Below are 19,165 nucleotides of genomic sequence, written 5' to 3'. Positions count from 1 at the left end.
CAATGGCAGCAGCAACAACAATCGACACCGCAGAAGTTGCTAAATTTGAGGCAATGGCCGCAGAGTGGTGGGATGAAAACGGCAAGTTCAAACCGCTGCATATGCTGAATCCCTGTCGGCTGGGGTATATTGTGGATCAGATCACGGCGGAATACGGGCGGGATCGCGCGGCGCTCGACAGTCTGAAGGGGTTGCGGATTCTGGATATCGGTTGTGGTGGCGGATTGCTGTCAGAACCGATGGCACGGCTTGGCGCAACAGTTGTGGGGGCGGATGCTGCTGCGGGGAATATTCCGGTGGCGCAGGTCCATGCCGCGCAGATGGGGCTTGATATCGACTATCGCCACACAACAGCCGAGGATTTGGCCGCTGCGGGCGAACAATTTGATGCGGTTCTGAACATGGAAGTGGTCGAGCATGTAGCCGATCCGCTGGCCTATCTGACCGCCTGTCATCAGTTGCTAAAACCGGGTGGGATCATGATTTGCTCGACCCTGAACCGGAATCCCAAAAGCTATATGATGGCGATTATCGGGGCAGAGCATATCATGCGCTGGCTGCCCAAAGGCACGCACGATTGGGCCAAATTCATCACACCTGATGAACTGTACAAGCTGATCGAAAACGCTGGTTTGACCCCTGTGGATCGCAAGGGTTTTGTGTTCAATCCCTTACTGTGGAACTGGTCGATTTCTGATCGGGATCTTAGTGTGAACTATGTGACCGCCAGCCTTAAGAACTAAGCGCAAGCCGGAAAGCCCGCAGCACAGGCAGAGTCTGACGGATGTTCTGGTCACCCAATGCGGTGATGATTTTTTCAAATTCCGGCACCAGTTGTTCCAGCGCTAGTTCCCGCGCCACGCGACCTGCGTTACTGATCGACACTTGTTTGCGCCGCGCATCGTCCCAATCGGGGCGGATGTGAATATAACCCGCCAGCTCCAGCTTTTTCAGGGTATTGGTCATGGCGCCCTTGGTCAGATGAAAATTTCGCGCCAGTTGCGCGGGGGTCTTTTCGCCCGAATTGCTAAGATGGTTCAGCACGGAAAAATGGGACATTTCCATCCCTTTGGGCAGTTTGCGCGACAGGGTGCCTTTGATCAGTTGATCGGCGGCCACAACCTCGGATAGCAGCCCGATCGCAAGCGAGATGTCAGGTGTCTCGCTCATGCCTGCGGTTTTTCATAGGCGCGGTCGTGGGTCAGGGAGGCGATTTTGCCGCGCGTGGTTTCGATCAAAGACAGGTCCAGATCAACCACAAAGGCGCCAACGTCCGTGCCTGCGTCCAGCAAAACCGTGCCCCAAGGGTCTATGACCACCGAATGACCATAGGTGGATCTGGCTCTGCCCTGCGAAATGGCGTGGTCGCCGGTCTGGGCGGGCGCAATGACAAAACTGCCGGTTTCAATCGCCCGTGCCCGCAGCAGGCTGTGCCAATGGGCCGCCCCTGTGACAGGGGAAAAGGCCGAAGGAGCAGTCAAAATCCCTGCCCCCGCCTGCGCCAAATCCCGATAAAGCGCGGGAAACCGCATGTCGTAACAGATGGTCATGCCGAGCGCGCCAAAGGGCGTCTGCGCAAGGCAAGCCGCTTGCCCGGGGCGATAGCCCGCACTTTCGCGGTAGGATTCAGTTTCGCTGACAACCACATCAAACATATGGATTTTATCGTAACGGGCGGTGATCGCACCATTAGGATCAATCAGAAAGCTGCGGTTAGCAAAGCGCCCGTCGGGATCATCGGTTTTCAGCGCAAGAGACCCGATCAGCAGCCATATACCCAGTTCTTTGGCTTGCTCGCGCAGGGCCTGCAGGGTCGGGTCATCCGTTTCGTGGTGCAACACGTCGATTTGATGGCTGCGGCTGGTCGAAACGATATTTGTAACCTCTGGCGTGGCGACCAGTGTTGCGCCCTGATCTGCCGCCTGCGCAATCAGCCCCTGTGTTCGGGGCAGATTGGCAGCGGAATCATCGCCGCAATTCAGCTGGGTCAGACCAACGCGCAGGGTCATCCGGCCAGCAGCGCGTCTAACTTGCCCTGTTGGTTCAGCAGGTTCAGATCATCAAACCCGCCGATGTGTTTGCCGCCAATAAAGATTTGCGGCACGGTCCGCCCGCCATTGGCACGTTTGATCATTTCGGGCTTTTTGGCAGGGTTCGACATCACGTCAATTTCGGCGAAAGACACGGATTTGGATTTCAACAGCCGCTTGGCCGCCGCGCAATATCCGCAGATCGGGGTGGTATAAAGTTCAACTTTTTGCATCATGGCATTCCATATTGTTTGCCACAATATATAGCCTGTTAATCCAGCCTTGCAACGCGCGCAAAAACAAGAACGTTCACAGAGGCGGCACCTGCGGCAAAACATGCCTCGGCGCAGGCGGACAGGGTCGCGCCCGTGGTCATCACATCGTCAATCAGCAGGATCGGCTTGCCCCTGATCATTTTGGTGCGGTTGGGATGGGGCCGGATCGCGGCCCGCTGGTTTTCAAACCGGTCTGCGCGGGTCATATCTTTTTGCTGTTTGGTGGCGCGCACCCGTTGCAACCCGTCTGGAATCACCCTGACTGGTCGTTCCCGCGCGATGGCATTGGCCAGCAGAACCGATTGGTTGAACCGCCGCTTTAACATCCTGCTCCAGTGCAGCGGCACGGGGATCAGACAGGTCTGCGACGTGATCATCCCATCCTCGACCCCCAGCATCCAGCGGGCCATATGATGGGCGATGTCCTGACGATCTGCGTGTTTCAGCGACAAAACCATCCGCCGCAGCGGGCCTTCGTACAGGCCAACCGCGCGGCCCCGCCCCCAGATCGCGGGGTGGGCATAACAGGATTCGCATAAATCCGTTTCCTCGGCAGGGCCATGCAAGGGCACGCCGCAAGTGTAGCACAGGCTACCCGCGATGAAATACGCCTCGGGCCAGCAGGTTTGGCACAACATATTATCCTCCCCCGTTTCCTCCCCGCAGGCCAGACACCGCGCGGGATAGGCAAAACGGGTGATTTTCTGTGCAAACTGCAGGATGGGCTTTTCCTTTCGGGGCGTCGGCGTTAGGTCTGCCACAGGAGAATTGCCCGATGGACCCCACCCCTGCCTTGTTCGATCCCCAAGCATTACACCAGCACCGCGCCCGTGTGCGCGGACAGGATGCGCTGTTCCTGCATGAGTTCGCAGCCTTTGAAGTTTCAGAAAGGCTGAAAGACGTTAACAGAACGTTTACCGACCCCGTTTTTATTGGCTGGCAAGGCGATTACTGGGCGCAACAAACCGGTGTACAGGCCCGTTTGATCCCCGATACGGATGTGCTCGATCTGGAACCGGAAAGCTGTGATCTGATCGTGCATTGCCTGTCGCTGCACTGGGCCTCTGATCCCGTGGGGCAGTTGATCCAGATGCGCCGCGCCTTGCGCCCCGACGGGCTGATGATTGCGGTGATGTTTGCGGGCGAAACCCTGAACGAATTGCGCCACGCCCTGACCAAGGCTGAATCCGAACTGCGCGGCGGCATCAGCCCGCGTGTGGCACCAATGGCGGAACTGCGGGCTTTGGGGGCACTGCTGCAACGGGCGGGCTATGGGCTGCCCGTTGCTGATATTGAACCTCTGCGCGTTGCTTATGAAACCCCGTGGCACCTGATGCGCGAATTGCGGGCGATGGGGGAAACCAACGTGATGAATGCCCGCGAAAAATCCCTGTCGCGTCGGGATATATTTACCCGAATGGCGCAGATTTACGCCCAAGACTATCAACAGGACGGTCGGATGATGGCCACCTTCGAACTGGCGTTTCTAACGGGCTGGTCGCCCTCTGAAACCCAGCAGAAACCCTTGCGGCCCGGATCGGCACAGACCCGTCTGGCCGATGCGCTGGGTGTGACAGAACTGCCCGCTCTGCCGAAAAAGACTTGATCGCATCCGCCTTTGCGTTACCTGCGCACAGGATTAGAAAGAGACATCATGACCGCACAAAAGCCAGCCAACGCCGCCGCCGATCATCCGCCCGTAAGTTTCGGAAAGGTTGGGGTGATTATTTCAAACCTCGGCACGCCGGACGGCACCGATTACTGGTCCATGCGCCGCTATCTGGGCGAATTCCTGTCGGATCGCCGCGTCATCGACTATGCGCCGTGGAAATGGCAGCCTTTGTTGCAATTGATTATCCTGACCAAACGCCCCTTTTCATCAGGCGAGGCGTATCGCAGCATCTGGAACAACGAACGCAACGAAAGCCCGCTGCTGACCACAACGCGGGATCAGTATCTGGCGTTGGAAAAGACCCTGAAAGACACTTACGGCGATAAGGTTGAGGTGGATTTTTGTATGCGGTACGGTAATCCGTCCACCCAATCGGTGATTGAAAACATGCAGGCCAAAGGCTGTGACCGGATCGTGTTTTTCCCGCTTTATCCACAGTATTCCGCCCCTACCACAGCCACCGCAAACGACCACGCCTTCCGCGCTTTGATGAAAATCAAATGGCAGCCTTCGGTTCGTACAGTGCCAGCGTATTTTGAAAACCCGCTTTATATTAAAGCATTGGCCGCCACCGTGAAAGAAACCTACGCCAACTTGGATGTGGAACCCGATGTGCTGGTCACATCCTATCACGGCGTTCCTGTGCGTTACCTGACCGAGGGCGACCCCTATCATTGCCACTGCCAGAAAACCACGCGCCTGCTACGCGAGGAATTGGGCTGGTCCACGGATAAAATCCAACTGACCTTTCAATCAAAATTTGGACCCGAAGACTGGTTGCAGCCCTACACGGTTGAAGACGTGGCGCGGCTGGCCCGCGAAGGTAAAAAGAACATCGCCATCATGGCGCCTGCGTTTTCATCGGACTGTGTGGAAACACTGGAAGAGATCAACGAGGAAATCAAAGACGCCTTTATCGAAGCTGGCGGCGAAACCTTTACTTATATTCCCTGTCTGAACGACCGCCCCGATCACATTGAAATGATGGCGGAAATCATCAAGCGGGAAACCAGCGGTTGGTTATAACAGGTCGCGCAGCGTGGCGATCAGGGGAATGTCAGCGGGCGGCATAGGGTATTCCCCCATGTGGTTGGGCTTAACCCATTTCAGCACCTGATTTTCCTGCGGCGTAGGAATGCCTTCCCATTTGCGGCAGGCAAACAGGGGCATCAGCAGGTGAAAATCATCATAACTGTGGCTGGCAAAGGTCAGCGGGGCCAGACAACTGGCCCATGTGTTGATGCCCAGTTCTTCCTCTAACTCTCGGATCAGGGCCAGTTCGGGGGTTTCCCCCGCTTCGACCTTACCGCCCGGAAATTCCCACAACCCTGCCAGCGATTTGCCTTCGGGGCGTTGGGCCAGCAACACGCGGCCGTCCTTGTCGATCAGGGCGACCGCACTTACCAAAAGGGTCTTCATGACCGGTAATCAGCGTTAATTGTGATATATCCGTGGGTCAGGTCGCAGGTCCAAACCGTAGCAGACCCCGACCCGATGCCCAAATCCGTGGCAATCCGCAGGTCTTGCTGCTTCATGTAATCCACGCCTTGTTGTTCGGTATAGGCAGGGGACACCCAGCCGTTTTCCGCCACCAGAATATCGCCAAAATGGATGGCAATTTTATCGCGGTCGGCGGGTTCACCTGATTTGCCAACCGCCATGACAACGCGGCCCCAGTTCGGGTCTTCGCCTGCCACAGCGGTTTTCACCAGCGGGGAATTGGCGATGGCCAGCGCCACGATCTGCGCCGAAGCATCGTCAGCGGCCCCGGTGACCGCGACCTCGATGAATTTTGTAGCCCCTTCGCCGTCTTTCACCACCAGATGGGCCAGATCACGCATGACACCATGCAGCGCTGCGCCCAGTTTTTGACCCTGCACACTGTCTGCATCGGTGATCTGCACATTGCCTGCCGCGCCTGTGGCAAAAGCCAGCAGCGTGTCAGATGTGGATGTGTCACTGTCCACTGTAATTGCGTTGAAAGTGGTCTTGTTATGGGCTGAAATCATCGCCTGAAACGCCGATGACGTTACCGCTGCATCGGTGAACAGATAGACCAGCATAGTCGCCATATCCGGCGCAATCATGCCAGACCCTTTGGCAAAGCCGGAAATATTCACCGTCTTACCGTCCAGTTCAACCGAGGCCACAACGCCTTTGGGGAAGGTATCCGTGGTCATAATCGCCGCTGCTGCATCTGCCCCTTTGGACGGGGACAGGTTTTGCGACAATTCACCCAGAATATCGGCGATCCGGTCGTGGGGCAGCGGTTGCCCGATCACACCGGTTGAAGATGTCAGAATATTTTTAGCGTCTGTTTTCAAAACAGAAGCCGCCGCCGCGCAGACAAAATCAACCGATTTTGCCCCCACTTGGCCGGTAAAGGCATTGGAGTTGCCAGAGTTAACAACAACCCCCAACGCATCCGCAACCAGATCGGTTTTCTGCAAATCCGCCAGTTTCGCCTGACAATCCAGCACAGGCGCGGATCGTGTAGAAGAGCGGGTAAACACCCCAGCAACCGCGCTGCCAGCCGCAATATGGGCCAGCATCACATCGGTGCGGTTTTTGTATTTTACCCCCGCAGCACCGGCGGCGAAGGTCACGCCGCCGATGTCAGGCAAAGCCGGAAACCCGCCAACAGGCGCAAGAGGAGAGATTGATGACGTGGTTGATCCGTCTTGCAGATCTGCCTTCAATCCCTTGATTTTCTTCTTTAACTTACTGACTTTACGTTTCAGCTTTGCCGTAGATTTCGCCATGTGTCACCTTGGTGCGTTAATTAATCCAACAGGTCTGTGCTGCGGATAATGGACGGATCAATTTCAATTTCAACCCGTTTGATATCTGCCTCGGACTCGATGTTTTCCATATAGGCGGCAACCGCTTTGGTTTTCAGTTGGTCTTCGATTTCAGCGCGGACTTCATCCAATGTAGGCTTCGGCGCCTCGCGGGTTTCCACCAGATTGATGATGTGCCAGCCGAATTGTGATTGCACTGGGTCGGAAATTTCACCCGCTTCCAGCGCAATCATAGCGTTTTCGAATTCAGGAACCGTGCGACCCTTGGCCATCCAGCCCAGATCGCCACCGTTTGGACCGGATGGGCCTGTGGATTTCTCTTTCGCAGTTTCCGCAAAATCTGCGCCATCTTTCAAAAGCTGAACCAGTTCTTTGGCTTCTTCTTCGGTTTCTACCAAGATGTGCGAGGCTTTGTATTCCGTGGTCGCAGGGGCTTCACCGATTGTTGCGTCGTACTCGGCCTGAACCAGTTCATCTGTCACAGCATCGTTTTCAATCTGTGTCAGCGTTTCCGAGGCCAGCAGCGCGCGTGTTTCGTTTTCAATGGCAACCGCAATCGCCTTTTTCGTCACATCAACACCAGTGGACAGGGCTGTTTGCTGGATCAACTGGTCCAACACGCCTTTGTACAGGTTTTCGTCGTCCAATTGCTGGTATTGCTCGGGCAGACGTTTGGTCAGGGCGATCACATGGCCCACAGTAATGTCTTGTCCGTTGACGGTCGCCAGAACGGTGTCAGCTGTCGGCGCATCTTGTGCAGGGGCTACGGTTGCCATCATCACAGCAATGGATGAGGCGGCAAATAGACGTGAAAGTTTCATGATCTTGCTCCTGTAGTGGCCTGTTTTCCATCAGGCACGTAATGTAATTGTGTTGCCTGATTTGGGGGGCAACGTTGACAGTGCCAACAGACCCGCTTAGATGCCAATCTGGCATGAATGCAAGGACGTTCCGGCGTGGCAGCACCTTTACGCTGACAGCGATCCCGCCACAAGGCAGGCTTTGACACGTTCTTTCACAGTCACGTCAGTTTTTTGCCGCCACGGGTGCGGCGTATAAAATATACGGAGCAGGTATGCTGGGCTTGGGCACAATTACGAAGAAAATCATCGGTTCACCGAATGATCGCAAGATCAAATCGCTGAAATCGATTGTCGCCAAGATCAATGAACTGGAGCCCGATTTCGTTGCTCTCAGTGATGACGGGATCAAGGCAAAGACCGAAGAATTCAAGGAACGGTTCAAAGGCGGTGAAACGCTGGATTCGCTGCTGCCAGAGGCTTTTGCCAACGCACGCGAGGCCGCAAAGCGCACTTTGGGGCTGCGACCCTTTGATGTTCAGCTGATCGGCGGTATTTTCCTGCACCGGGGCAATATTTCAGAAATGAAAACCGGTGAAGGTAAAACGCTGATGGCCACCCTGCCTGTGTATCTGAACGCGCTGGCAGGGCGCGGTGTTCATGTTGTGACTGTGAATGATTATCTGGCGCGGCGCGATGCGGAATGGATGGATCAGGTCTATTCCTTCCTAGGCATGACCACCGGGATTGTTGTTCCCAACATGCCCGAAGCAGAAAAAATCGCCGCCTATAACGCCGATGTCACCTATGCCACCAATAATGAATTGGGCTTTGATTATCTGCGCGATAATATGAAATCGGAACTGTCCCAGATCGCCCAACGCGATCACTTTTTCGCGATTGTGGATGAGGTAGACTCGATCCTGATCGACGAAGCACGGACACCGCTGATTATCTCTGGTCCCTCAGAGGACCGCTCTGATCTATACATCAAAGTGAACCAACTGATTCCGTCCCTGGTGGAAGAACATTACACCATCGACGAAAAAGCCCGCACGGCTGTTCTGACCGAAGAGGGCAATGAATACGTGGAACAACAGTTCCTCGCCCAAGGGCTGATGGAAGAGGGCACGTCCCTTTATGATCCGGAAAGCACAACTTTGGTGCACCACGTCAACAACGCCCTGCGCGCCCATGTGCTGTTCAAGCGGGAAAAAGATTACATCGTCAAAGACGGCGATGTGATGCTGATTGACGAATTCACCGGCCGCATGATGCAAGGCCGTCGCCTGTCCGACGGCCTGCATCAGGCGATTGAAGCGAAAGAGGGCGTAAGTATCCAGCCTGAAAACGTCACGCTGGCCTCTGTCACCTTTCAAAACTATTTCCGCCTGTATGACAAACTGGCTGGCATGACCGGTACAGCCCTGACCGAGGCTGAAGAATTCGCTGAAATCTACGGCTTGGGTGTGGTGGAAATTCCCACCAACAAACCCATCGCGCGGATCGACGAACACGATGCGATCTATCGCACGGCCAAAGAAAAATACACGGCCATCGTCGAGGAAATCGCCAAAGCCTATGTCAAAGGCCAGCCCACGCTGGTGGGGACGACTTCCATCGAAAAATCCGAATATCTGTCCAGCCTGCTGAAAGACAACGCGCTGCTGAAACAGATCGCCGCCCATCTGCGCGCCCGCGCGGGTGAGATGAAAAAAGAAGAAAACAAGATCAAGTTCAACGCCGATGCGGATGCCATTGATAAACTGGCGGACCTGCCAGAGGGCATCCCCCACAACGTGCTGAACGCCCGTTTCCACGAACAGGAAGCTGGAATTGTGGCGGATGCGGGGAAACCGGGCGCTGTGACAATTGCGACCAATATGGCGGGCCGCGGCACAGACATCCAACTGGGCGGCAACGTGGATATGCGCGTCCTTCAAGCAATCGAAGCCGCTGGCGACGACGCTGATCCCGTCGCAATCCGCACCCGCATCGAAGCCGAGGTCGTCACCGACAAACAAGCCGCGCTCGACGCGGGCGGGTTGTTTGTTCTGGCCACCGAACGGCACGAAAGCCGCCGCATTGATAACCAGCTGCGCGGGCGCTCTGGCCGTCAGGGTGATCCGGGCAAATCCAGCTTCTTCCTGTCCCTTGAGGACGACCTGATGCGGATTTTCGGCTCTGAACGTCTGGACAAAGTGCTCGGCACATTGGGCATGTCCGAGGGTGAGGCGATCATCCACCCTTGGGTGAACAAATCGCTGGAGAAAGCCCAAGCCAAGGTCGAAGGCCGCAACTTTGACATCCGCAAACAACTGCTGAAGTTTGACGATGTGATGAACGACCAGCGTAAGGCCATCTTTGGCCAACGCTTTGAAATCATGGAAGCCGACGATCTGTCGGAAACCGTCAAAGACATGCGCGATCAGGTGATTGACGATCTGGTGGACGAATGTATTCCCGCCAAATCCTATCCCGATCAATGGGACACCGAGGGCCTGTATGGCAAGGTGATCGAACATGTTGGCATCGACGTGCCGATCATCGAATGGGCGAATGAGGAAGGCATTGATGATGCCGACCTGCGGGAACGGATCAGCAAGGAAGCCGACAAATTCATGGCCAAAAAGGTTGTGGATTTCGGGGCCGAACAATTCCGCAACATCGAAAAGCAAATCCTGCTGCAAACCATCGACAAGAACTGGCGTGAACATCTGGTCACACTGGAACACCTGCGCTCTGTCGTCGGGTTCCGTGGCTATGCCCAGCGCGATCCGTTGAATGAATATAAAACAGAATCCTTCACCCTGTTCGAAGGCATGCTGGAAAGCCTGCGGGCGGGTGTCACCAGCCAGTTGGGCCATGTGCGGATGATGACCGAGGAAGAGCGTAACGAAATCATCGCCCAGATGCAGGCCGAAGCACAGGCGGCGCAAGCTGCCCAAGCTGCGGCGATGGCCTCTCATCCGGCGGATGCAGCGGCTGCGCCCCAAGCGGAAATCGAATCAGCAGCGTCCGCCGTGGCGTTTGATGAGAACGATCAATCAACCTGGGGTAATCCCGGACGCAATTCGCTTTGCCCTTGTGGAAGCGGAAACAAGTTCAAACAATGTCACGGAAAACTCTGAATATGACAGTTTGTGGCGGGACAATGTCATTTTGCCCCGCCACCCCCCTGAATCCCGCCAAACGCCAAAGATTCGCCAGATTCCAAACCAGAAACCGCGAATCGAATGGGGCAAAATAGCCCGTAAACTACCCTTTTGATCGCTCAAAGCCGCCCAGATTGTTCGCTAATTTTAGATAAGTTCAAAACTTATCGAGGCGATCATGGCTTTAAACGACAGACTTCTTACATTGGCGACAGGCGCAGTTCTGGCCATTGGTGGTGCCGCTGCAAGTTTACTGCTGGGCGATCACGGTGACACAGGCTACCAGCCCAATCTGACCGTGGCCGCCAACATGGCCGCGCCGCAAATTCCCACCGCCAGCGACATTTTCCCGTCCCTTGTGACCTATGACGCCCCGCCGCGCATCACCCCAGAAATCCTGCCACGCGAGGCGACGCAAACGCCCGCCGTCGATCAGATGATTTTCGCTTCGGTAGAGCCTGCTACCCGCAGCACACAATCGGATGCGGGTGCTGACGTGATCACCATTGCGGTGCTGGACGGTGCTCCTGAACTGGCCACACCTGCCGATTTTCGTGACATCGTTCTGACGCGGGCCATTGCAACGGTCCCCGCCCCGGAGGTTTCCAAAATCGCTCGCGGCGTGCCTGCCACCGCGTCGGATACCACTGATTTCATGCGCATCCCGCTTACACCACAGGTCAGCTGCGCGCTTGACCTGCGGGCGACACCGATTTTTGGCGCTCGGGTCAAGCTGAAGCTGACAGCGCCCTGCCATCCCAATGTGGCCGTCACCATCCGCCACGGTGGTCTGCAATTCAAAGAGCAACTGGACGCCACTGGCCATCTGGAACTGAAAGTTCCGGTATTTGCTGAATTTTCGCGGTTTGACGTGGAACTGGCAGATGGCACACAATCCACTGTGGGCGCCTATATTGCGGGTCTGTCCACGCTGGAGCGGGTTGGTATTTCTTGGGACGGCGAAAATGACACCTTCCTGCACGCTTTTCAAAACGGTGCGCGGATCGGTGACACGGGCCACATCTGGCGCCTGAACGCCCGCGATTTTGCTGCCTCGCGTATGGATGGTGGCGGGTATTTGACGGTGCTGGGCAACCCGGACCTGAAAGATGCCGAATTGGCCCAAGTCTATACCCTGCCTTTGCGCGCCACAGAACAGGCCCAGATCGTCAGTTTTGGCATCGAAACCCTGCGCGGCGAGTCCGCCTGTGGCAAAACCCTGAACGTGAAAACGGCCACCCATCAGGTGAACAGCGGCGCTGCGACCAACACCTTATCCCTGCGTTTGCCCGAATGTGGCACGCTTCAATCCAGTCTTCTGTTGAAAAACGCGCTGAAAGACATGAAGGTAGCCCGCAAGTAAACAACGGGGGCCTTCATGAGCAGTTCACAGCTATGCCGATGGATTCTAGCGGCATTTTTTCTGGCGAGTCCGACAGTGCTGGCGGCGCAAGAGGTTATCTTATCCGCCAAATCAGGCGATTTGACCGTCGAAGGCAAGCTGCTGGAATTTGACGGAGAGTTTTACAAGGTCGATACCCAATTCGGCCCTCTGACTGTGGATGCCCGCACCGTAAGCTGTGCTGGCGCGGGCTGCCCCACCGCCCAAGATACAACCGCAACATTCAGCGTGGTCAGCGATGGCCCCGCAGCCCAAGCCCTGATCGAAGCCTTCGCGCTTTATCAAGGTGGTGACGTGGAAATTGCCACTGGCGCACAAGGGGCGCAAACCATGATCGTAAGCTCTGAAGCGGCTGGCCCCCTGGCCGAGGTGCAATTGATCACACCCGCAACCCATACGCCCTATGCAGCGCTAAAGGATGGCACGGATACGCTGGTGTTTTCGACCCTTGATTCCCCTGATCCGTCCCACACGCAGGTGATCGGGCTGGATGCCGTCGTGATTGCCACATCCGATGTAAATCCCGTGGATGCCATCACCATGGATCAGTTGCGCGGGGTTTTGGCTGGCACAATCACCAACTGGAAAGAGTTGGGCGCGGGGGATTCTACCATTACGCTGCATGTGTCCACAGGCGATAGCGGTTTTCAGGCCCATGTGGCAGCGCTTGGTCTGGCCCCTGCGGCAGGGGTTATGGTGCAAGAGCATGCGCGGATGAAAGATATGGCAGATGTGGTGGCGAATGATCCTTTCGGAATTGCGGTTCTGCCGTTTTCCAGCCTGCGCACAGCCCACGCCATGGGGTTGCGCGGATCTTGTGGAATGCACAACACGGCGCAAGTTTTCACACTGCAATCAGGGTCTTACCCGATGACCTATGCGTTGTCTGTGGCGCGCCCCGCCAAACGCCTGCCTTTGTTCGCACGCGAGTTTCTGGAATTCCTGCGCAGCGAGCAGGCCCAAGCTGTGGTCGCGGATCTGGGCTATGCCGATATGGGCATCGCCACACGCGGGCTGGATTCCCAAGGGCAGCGGCTGGCCAATTCCATGATGATCATCGGCAAAGAAGTGCCTTTGGCCGATGTGCGTGAAATGACCTCTATCATGTCTGGCGCAAAACGGCTGTCAGCAACCTTTCGGTTTCAGGCAGGATCAACCCGCCTTGATGCCCAATCCCGTGAAAATGCCGAGTCTTTGGCCGCGGGGCTGATCCTTGGAAATTACGCGGATAAGATCGTGTATTTGATGGGGTTTTCGGATGGGGATGGACGCGCGCGGCAGAATAAATCCCTGTCGGAAAAACGTGCGGATGCGGTGAAAGCGGCTTTGATCAAGGCGGCACCGGATGGATCGCTTGCGGACGTGGATTTCCGCATTCTCGGCTATGGCGAGGCGTCACCATTGGTTTGTGAAGACACTGCAGCGGATGCGCAGATCAACCGGCGTGTCGAGGTTTGGGTGAAGGATCAGGCGGAAACGCCGACACAAACGCCTGCTGAATAACATCATCTGAATAACGGGGGCGCTGCCCCCGTACCCCCGAGGTATTTCTGCTCAAAAGAAGCGCTGAGGGGATCAAAGCAATCCCAAAGCGCGAAAGCTGCTGTCGGTTTCAGCGCCGATAATCACATGGTCATGAACAGTGACGCCAATAGCTTGCAATGCCTGTTCCACCAGAAGCGTCATGTCGATATCCGCTTGTGAGGGTTCGGGATTGCCCGAAGGGTGATTATGCACAAGGATCAGCGCACTGGCATTCAGTTCCAGCGCGCGTTTTGCAACCTCACGCGGGTAGACGGGGACGTGATCGACGGTGCCTTGTTGTTGCGGTTCATCGGCGATCAGCACGTTTTTACGATCCAGAAACAGGATGCGGAATTGTTCGGTTTCGCGGTGCGCCATTGCGGTTTTGCAATAGGTCATCAGCGCAGACCAACTGGACAGAACATCGGTGTTCAGCACCTTGGCCTGGGCCAAGGAATGGGCCGCAGCTTCAATAATCTTTAGCTCTTGCACCACGGTTTCGCCCACGCCGTCAATTTCCAACAGTAGCGCGGGGCGGGCAGAGATCACGCGGTTGATATCGCCAAACCGTGCCATCAGCCGTTTGGCCAATGGTTTCACATCGCGCCGTGGTATGGCGCGGAACAGGATCAGTTCGAGGAGTTCGTATTCATTTAACCCCACAGCCCCTGCGCGCATGAATCTTTCGCGCAGGCGTTTGCGGTGGTCTTTGCTGAATTCGGGGCTGGCGCGGTCAAACGGGGCGGCGGGGTCAACCACTGTGAAATCTAATTGGGGCTGTTCACCAAAGGCGCGTTTAGACTGGGACATAGGCCCAATCTGAACGCGAATGGTTAATCAGTGATGAATCAGGGCTGGGTCGGGTAGAATAAACCTGCGGGAGATTCGGTGAAAATTTCCACCCCGTCGGCTGTAACCCCTAGCGAATGTTCGAATTGCGCTGACAGTTTCTTATCCCGCGTGATCGCGGTCCAGTCATCGGCCAGAACCTTGGTTTCGGGGCGGCCCAGATTGACCATCGGTTCGATGGTAAAGAACATGCCTTCTTCCAGCACGGGGCCACTGCCCCAGCGGCCATAATGCAGCACGTTTGGTGGCGAATGGAACACACGGCCCAGACCGTGACCGCAGAAATCGCGCACCACGGAACAACCCTGTGCTTCAACGTAGCGTTGGATCGCAGCGCCAATATCCCCGAAGGTATTGCCGGGTTTGACCTGCTCAATGCCGATCATCAGCGCGTCATGGGTGACCTGGATCAGGCGATCCGCATAGGGTTTCGCCGTGCCTGCCACATACATTCGTGAGTTATCGCCAAACCAGCCATCCAGAATGCAGGTCACGTCAATGTTCAGGATATCCCCGTCAAACAACGTATCATCGGTGCGTTTGTGTTTGTCGTTCTTCCACATGGGGATCTTGCCCCCCGGAATACCGTGACAGACCACATGGTTCACCGAAATACAGGATGATTTCGGATAGCCTTTGTAATCCAGCGTCGCCGGAATTGAATCGTTGGCGATCATGAAATCATGGCAAATCTGGTCCAACTCGTCCAGTTTCACACCCGGCACCACATGGGGCGCAATCATGTCGAGGATTTCTGCGGCCAGTCGGCCAGCGCGGCGCATTCCTTCGAATTCCTCGCTCGAATGAATGGTGATACCGTCTTTATTGAGCCTTGGGGCTTGGCGTCCTTCCACGGGGACCTCCGATCTGTGAATGGCTGGCGTGATAGGATATTTAGGGCCGTTTTGCCAGTGGTCGTGTTTATTTTTGTAAAACAGGCAGTGCGCTGGTCAGGCTTATGCCTGTCGGCGCAATTTCGCAAGTATAGCACAGCATTTCCACGCCCGCCGCCCGCGCAGTCGCATAGGCGGCGGCATAGGCAGGGTCCAGTTCATGGGCCAGACGAAACCGCGCGCAATCGGTGCGTTGCACAAGGTACAGCATAATCGCGCGGTGGCCTTGGGCGACCATTTCCGTCAATTCCCCCAAATGTTTGGTACCCCGCGCTGTGACAGTATCAGGGAATTCTGCCCAGTCATCCGGCCCTTTCAGGGTGACGTTCTTCACCTCTATATAGGCGTCTGGCAGGCCGTCGCCTGTCAGCAGAAAGTCGATGCGGGAATTCTGGCCGTATTTTGCCTCGGGTTTGATACCTGAATAGGCGGCCACGGGGGCGATGCGTTTGGCGTGCAGCGCCTCAGCCACCAGTTTGTTGGCGATGCTGGTGTCGATGCCAGCGAAATGACCGCCCTGTAGTTCGACAAACTTCCAGCTGTAGTTCAGCTTGCGTTTGGGGTCATCATTGGGTTCCAGCCAGATCATCTGGCCCGCGTGGTTCAGCCCCGTCATCGCCCCCGTATTGGCGCAATGGGCGGTGATTTCGCGCCCGTCCTCCAGCACACAATCCGCCAGAAAGCGTTTGTAGCGGCGGATCAGGGTTGCGCGTAAAAGTGGGGTGGAAAACTTCATCGCCCAAGCCTAGAACTATGAAAACACAAGGACAAGCGATATGGCGAACCCCACTGCGGCAATGTTGGTGATTGGTGATGAAATACTGTCAGGGCGCACGCGGGATGCGAATATGTATCACCTTGCAGGGCGGCTGACCGATCTGGGGATCGACCTGAAAGAAGTCCGCGTGGTGTCTGACGATGCTGCTGAAATCGTTGCGGCGGTGAACGGGTTGCGGGGCAAGTTCGACCATGTTTTCACCAGCGGCGGCATCGGGCCGACCCATGATGATATTACCGCTGACAATGTGGCGGCGGCCTTTGGTATTGGCATTGATGTGCGCGAAGACGCGATGGATGCGCTGGCCACCAATTACCCCGACGGGCGCGCCTCGATCAATGCAGCACGGATGCGGATGGCGCGGATACCGGACGGGGCCCGCCTGATCGACAACTCGATTTCCAAAGCGCCGGGGTTTTCAGTGGAAAACGTACATGTGATGGCAGGGGTGCCCAAGATATTTGAGGCAATGTTGGACAGCCTGCTGCCCAGTCTGAAAAGCGGCACGCCAGTGGTGTCTGAAACAACCCGCGTGGATCAACCCGAAGGCGCGGTCGCAGGGCCGCTTGGGGATATTGCAGCGGAATTTGCCACGCTGTCGATCGGGTCTTACCCGTTTAACACGCCGCAGGGGTTTGGCACTAACCTTGTGGTGCGCGGCGCGGATGCGGCGCTGGTGGCGCAGGCGGCTGCGAAAATTCGTCAGACTTTTGGGGTGGAATAATGCGGATACCCACAGAACAAGACCTGTTTGCCGCAGTAGACGCCACTTGGCCAGCACATGCTAAAACCGAACTGGACGGCTGGACCCTACGCGAAGGTCGCGGCGGCGGGCAGCGGGTTTCAGCCGCATCCGGCCAGGGCGATATCGCCCAAGCCGAAGCCGCGATGCTGGCTATGGGGCAGGATAAGCTGTTCATGATCCGCCCCGATCAGACGGACCTGGACGCCGAACTGGCGGATCGGGGTTATCAGATCAAAGACCCCGTTGATTTGCTGGTCGGGGATGCGGCGGCAATGTCCGACGGGTTTGCCCCGAAGCTGGACGCGATTTTTACCACGATCCCGATGCCCATTCTGGCGGAAATCTGGGCGGAAGGCGGCATCGGCCAAGGGCGGATCGACGTGATGGAACGGGCGGCCTGTGACAAGACCTACATCATGGGGCGGCTTGATGCCCATCCTGCGGCGGTGGCCTACGCGGGCGCGTCCCATAACATCTGCATGGCCCACGCCGTAGAGGTTCTGACCAGCGCCCGCCGCCGCGGTGTGGCCCAGCGCATGATGCAGGCCGCCGCGTGGTGGGGGCTGCACCAAGGCGCTGATCTGTTCAGCGTTCTGGCCACACAGGCCAATAGTGGCGCGCAATCGCTCTATCGTAAAATGGGCATGGAAACAGTCAGCCAGTATCACTATCGTGTTCTGACAGCCTAGACGGAGTAAAGCCTTTGACCAAACCTCTTGTGACCGCCCTGAACCTGCCGCAGATGGATCCCCTGCCGCCAGAAACCCAACGGTATTTCGATATTTGTGTGGAAAAACTGGGGTTTATTCCCAATGTTTTGCAATCCTATGCCCATAACGTGGATAAGCTGAACGCCTTTACCGGCATGTACAACGACCTGATGCTGGGCGACAGCGGGCTGAGCAAGCTGGAACGGGAAATGATCGCCGTAGTGGTCAGTTCTTATAACAAATGTTTCTATTGTCTGGTGTCCCACGGGGCGGCTGTGCGGCAACTGAGCGGCAAACCCGAACTGGGCGAGGCTTTGGTGATGAATTACCGCGTCGCATCCCTGTCTGTGCGCGAACGGGCCATGCTGGATTTCGCCTATAAAATGACCGAGGCCAGCGCCAAAATCGAAGAACCCGACCGCCAGATCCTGCGCGATGCCGGGTTGTCGGATGCGGATATCTGGGATGTGGCGGCGGTTGCGTCGTTTTATAACATGTCCAACCGGTTTTCATCCGCCGTGGCGATGGAACCCAATGCGGAGTATCACAGCGCGTTCCGATGAAAGCAGCCGCCTTTCTTTTGTCTGTCTTAACCTGCACGCTGCCCCAACAGGGTGGCGCGGCAGAATTTGTGCTGCAATTACCACTGGGGGCCAAGGCCACCTATTCACGGGTGGAAAACACCCTGCCCGCTTTGGTGCCTGTCGGCCCGTTTGAATCCGGCGTGGTGCCCAAGGTCGAAACCCCCGAAAACATCCGCCGCACGGTTTGGGTGATGGGCGGCGAAAGCACGGTGGCCCAAGTGCAGGCAGGCATCCTGACCCAGTTGGAACGGGCAGGCTATGACGCGTTGATGTTCTGTGTCGCCAAGGAATGCGGCGGTTTTGATTTCCGCTTTAACATTGATGTGGTGGATGAACCGATGATGCGCGTGGACCTGCGCAATTACCGGTTTATCAGCGCCAAACAGACGGTTTCGGAAAACCCGGCCTATGTAACCTTCCTGCTCAGCCGCTCTCCGGTGTCGGTCTATGTGCAGATGACCGAATACAGCCCCGATGATCTGGGCTTGGGAGCCGCTGAACTGGGCACGCCCGATCCGCAAACCACAACCGGACAAGCCTCTTTGGGTCAAACCGGAAATACCGCCGCCCCCAATGACGTTTCCATGGTGCTGGAGGGGTTGGAATTTGACACTGGCAGCACCGAACTCGGGTCCGACCCCCAAGAATCACTGGCCGCATTGGCTGTTAAACTGACCGCAGAGCCGGACTTAAAAGTTCTGCTGGTCGGCCATTCGGATATGTCAGGGTCGTTGCAGGGAAATATCACGATTTCGACCCAACGGGCGGATGCAGTGCGCCGCGCCTTGATCCGTGACCACAATATTGACCCCGACCGGTTGTCCGCCCATGGCGTAGGCTTTCTGTCGCCCCGCGCAGATAACGCAACCGAAGAAGGCAGACAAAAAAACCGCCGTGTAGAGGCGGTCTTTTCGCGTTGAGCGTATAATCATTCAGGTCTGATCAGG

At 56.4% G+C, this 19,165-nt stretch carries 20 protein-coding genes; 10 read left to right on the top strand and 10 right to left on the bottom strand.

Annotated features, from left to right (window positions below; translation table 11 throughout):
• Positions 1–2 precede the first annotated feature (2 nt).
• A complete protein-coding gene (gene ubiG, locus GGE09_RS01660) occupies positions 3–743 on the top strand; it encodes a bifunctional 2-polyprenyl-6-hydroxyphenol methylase/3-demethylubiquinol 3-O-methyltransferase UbiG (RefSeq protein ID WP_309743212.1) in 741 nt (246 codons plus the stop codon).
• Here ubiG and GGE09_RS01655 read toward each other — a convergent pair.
• Genes GGE09_RS01655 through GGE09_RS01640 form a run of 4 tightly spaced genes read right to left on the bottom strand, consistent with a single transcriptional unit; the run spans position 733 to position 3,066 of the window.
• Positions 733–1,170 carry a MarR family transcriptional regulator gene (locus GGE09_RS01655; RefSeq protein WP_309743209.1) on the bottom strand — a complete coding sequence of 146 codons (438 nt, stop codon included), beginning with the start codon at positions 1,168–1,170 and terminating at the stop codon, positions 733–735. The two genes, ubiG and GGE09_RS01655, sit on opposite strands and share 11 nt — an antisense overlap.
• A complete protein-coding gene (locus GGE09_RS01650; RefSeq protein WP_309744807.1) occupies positions 1,167–2,003 on the bottom strand; it encodes a carbon-nitrogen hydrolase family protein in 837 nt (278 codons plus the stop codon). Before GGE09_RS01650 ends, GGE09_RS01655 begins: the two co-directional genes overlap by 4 nt.
• Before the next feature lie 2 nt (positions 2,004–2,005).
• The gene (gene grxC, locus GGE09_RS01645) at positions 2,006–2,263 is read right to left on the bottom strand and encodes a glutaredoxin 3 (protein ID WP_309743207.1); all 258 of its coding nucleotides are present in this window, start codon (positions 2,261–2,263) and stop codon (positions 2,006–2,008) included.
• A 38-nt stretch (positions 2,264–2,301) separates the two neighbouring features.
• Positions 2,302–3,066 carry a ComF family protein gene (locus tag GGE09_RS01640; protein ID WP_309743205.1) on the bottom strand — a complete coding sequence of 255 codons (765 nt, stop codon included), beginning with the start codon at positions 3,064–3,066 and terminating at the stop codon, positions 2,302–2,304.
• Between the two features lie 14 nt (positions 3,067–3,080).
• Between GGE09_RS01640 and GGE09_RS01635 the strand changes: the two genes are divergently transcribed.
• Positions 3,081–3,911, top strand: a complete 831-nt coding sequence (locus tag GGE09_RS01635) for a methyltransferase domain-containing protein (protein WP_309743203.1) — start codon at positions 3,081–3,083, stop codon at positions 3,909–3,911.
• A gap of 48 nt (positions 3,912–3,959) precedes the next feature.
• Positions 3,960–5,003, top strand: coding sequence for a ferrochelatase (gene hemH / locus GGE09_RS01630; RefSeq protein ID WP_309743201.1), 1,044 nt, complete (start codon positions 3,960–3,962; stop codon positions 5,001–5,003).
• On the opposite strand, the gene GGE09_RS01625 is transcribed toward hemH, so the two are convergent.
• From GGE09_RS01625 to GGE09_RS01615, 3 genes are read right to left on the bottom strand one after another with little or no spacing between them, the layout of a single operon-like run.
• Positions 4,998–5,396, bottom strand: a complete 399-nt coding sequence (locus GGE09_RS01625) for a (deoxy)nucleoside triphosphate pyrophosphohydrolase (RefSeq protein ID WP_309743199.1) — start codon at positions 5,394–5,396, stop codon at positions 4,998–5,000. The genes hemH and GGE09_RS01625 overlap by 6 nt on opposite strands.
• Positions 5,393–6,739: a bifunctional glutamate N-acetyltransferase/amino-acid acetyltransferase ArgJ gene (argJ, locus tag GGE09_RS01620; protein WP_309743198.1), complete on the bottom strand. Its 1,347-nt coding sequence runs from the start codon at positions 6,737–6,739 to the stop codon at positions 5,393–5,395. The genes GGE09_RS01625 and argJ overlap by 4 nt, the downstream gene beginning before the upstream one ends.
• Before the next feature lie 20 nt (positions 6,740–6,759).
• Positions 6,760–7,599, bottom strand: a complete 840-nt coding sequence (locus tag GGE09_RS01615) for a peptidylprolyl isomerase (protein WP_309743196.1) — start codon at positions 7,597–7,599, stop codon at positions 6,760–6,762.
• 254 nt (positions 7,600–7,853) lie between these two features.
• Here GGE09_RS01615 and secA point away from each other — a divergent pair, with 254 nt between their 5' ends.
• The 3 genes from secA (at position 7,854) to GGE09_RS01600 (ending at position 13,638) form a co-directional block, all read left to right on the top strand.
• The gene (gene secA / locus GGE09_RS01610) at positions 7,854–10,709 is read left to right on the top strand and encodes a preprotein translocase subunit SecA (RefSeq protein ID WP_309743194.1); all 2,856 of its coding nucleotides are present in this window, start codon (positions 7,854–7,856) and stop codon (positions 10,707–10,709) included.
• 202 nt (positions 10,710–10,911) lie between these two features.
• Positions 10,912–12,096: a hypothetical protein gene (locus GGE09_RS01605; protein WP_309743192.1), complete on the top strand. Its 1,185-nt coding sequence runs from the start codon at positions 10,912–10,914 to the stop codon at positions 12,094–12,096.
• A 15-nt stretch (positions 12,097–12,111) separates the two neighbouring features.
• Positions 12,112–13,638 (top strand): phosphate ABC transporter substrate-binding/OmpA family protein, encoded by a 1,527-nt coding sequence (locus GGE09_RS01600; RefSeq protein WP_309743190.1) that lies wholly within the window; start codon positions 12,112–12,114, stop codon positions 13,636–13,638.
• Between the two features lie 72 nt (positions 13,639–13,710).
• Here the strand turns inward: GGE09_RS01600 and radC are convergent, their stop codons facing one another.
• The 3 genes from radC to sfsA all read right to left on the bottom strand — a co-directional run bounded on the left by radC (position 13,711) and on the right by sfsA (position 16,137).
• A complete protein-coding gene (radC, locus tag GGE09_RS01595; protein ID WP_309743188.1) occupies positions 13,711–14,469 on the bottom strand; it encodes a DNA repair protein RadC in 759 nt (252 codons plus the stop codon).
• 38 nt (positions 14,470–14,507) lie between these two features.
• Positions 14,508–15,362, bottom strand: a complete 855-nt coding sequence (gene map, locus GGE09_RS01590) for a type I methionyl aminopeptidase (RefSeq protein WP_309743186.1) — start codon at positions 15,360–15,362, stop codon at positions 14,508–14,510.
• 67 nt (positions 15,363–15,429) lie between these two features.
• Positions 15,430–16,137, bottom strand: a complete 708-nt coding sequence (gene sfsA / locus GGE09_RS01585) for a DNA/RNA nuclease SfsA (protein WP_309743184.1) — start codon at positions 16,135–16,137, stop codon at positions 15,430–15,432.
• Between the two features lie 40 nt (positions 16,138–16,177).
• Between sfsA and GGE09_RS01580 the strand changes: the two genes are divergently transcribed.
• Genes GGE09_RS01580 through GGE09_RS01565 form a run of 4 tightly spaced genes read left to right on the top strand, consistent with a single transcriptional unit; the run spans position 16,178 to position 19,138 of the window.
• On the top strand, positions 16,178–16,903 hold the full coding sequence (locus GGE09_RS01580) for a molybdopterin-binding protein (RefSeq protein WP_309743182.1): 726 nt from the start codon (positions 16,178–16,180) through the stop codon (positions 16,901–16,903).
• Positions 16,903–17,613: a GNAT family N-acetyltransferase gene (locus tag GGE09_RS01575; RefSeq protein WP_309743180.1), complete on the top strand. Its 711-nt coding sequence runs from the start codon at positions 16,903–16,905 to the stop codon at positions 17,611–17,613. The genes GGE09_RS01580 and GGE09_RS01575 overlap by 1 nt, the downstream gene beginning before the upstream one ends.
• 14 nt (positions 17,614–17,627) lie before the next feature.
• A complete protein-coding gene (locus GGE09_RS01570; RefSeq protein WP_309743178.1) occupies positions 17,628–18,197 on the top strand; it encodes a peroxidase-related enzyme in 570 nt (189 codons plus the stop codon).
• A complete protein-coding gene (locus GGE09_RS01565) occupies positions 18,194–19,138 on the top strand; it encodes an OmpA family protein (RefSeq protein ID WP_309743176.1) in 945 nt (314 codons plus the stop codon). Before GGE09_RS01570 ends, GGE09_RS01565 begins: the two co-directional genes overlap by 4 nt.
• The last annotated feature ends 27 nt before the right edge of the window (positions 19,139–19,165 follow it).

The sequence above is a fragment of the Roseobacter sp. N2S genome (genome assembly GCF_031454055.1).
GTDB lineage: Bacteria > Pseudomonadota > Alphaproteobacteria > Rhodobacterales > Rhodobacteraceae > Amylibacter.
The sequence above is the reverse complement of the archived record's forward strand: the minus strand, read 5'-3'. Positions and strand labels throughout refer to the sequence as shown.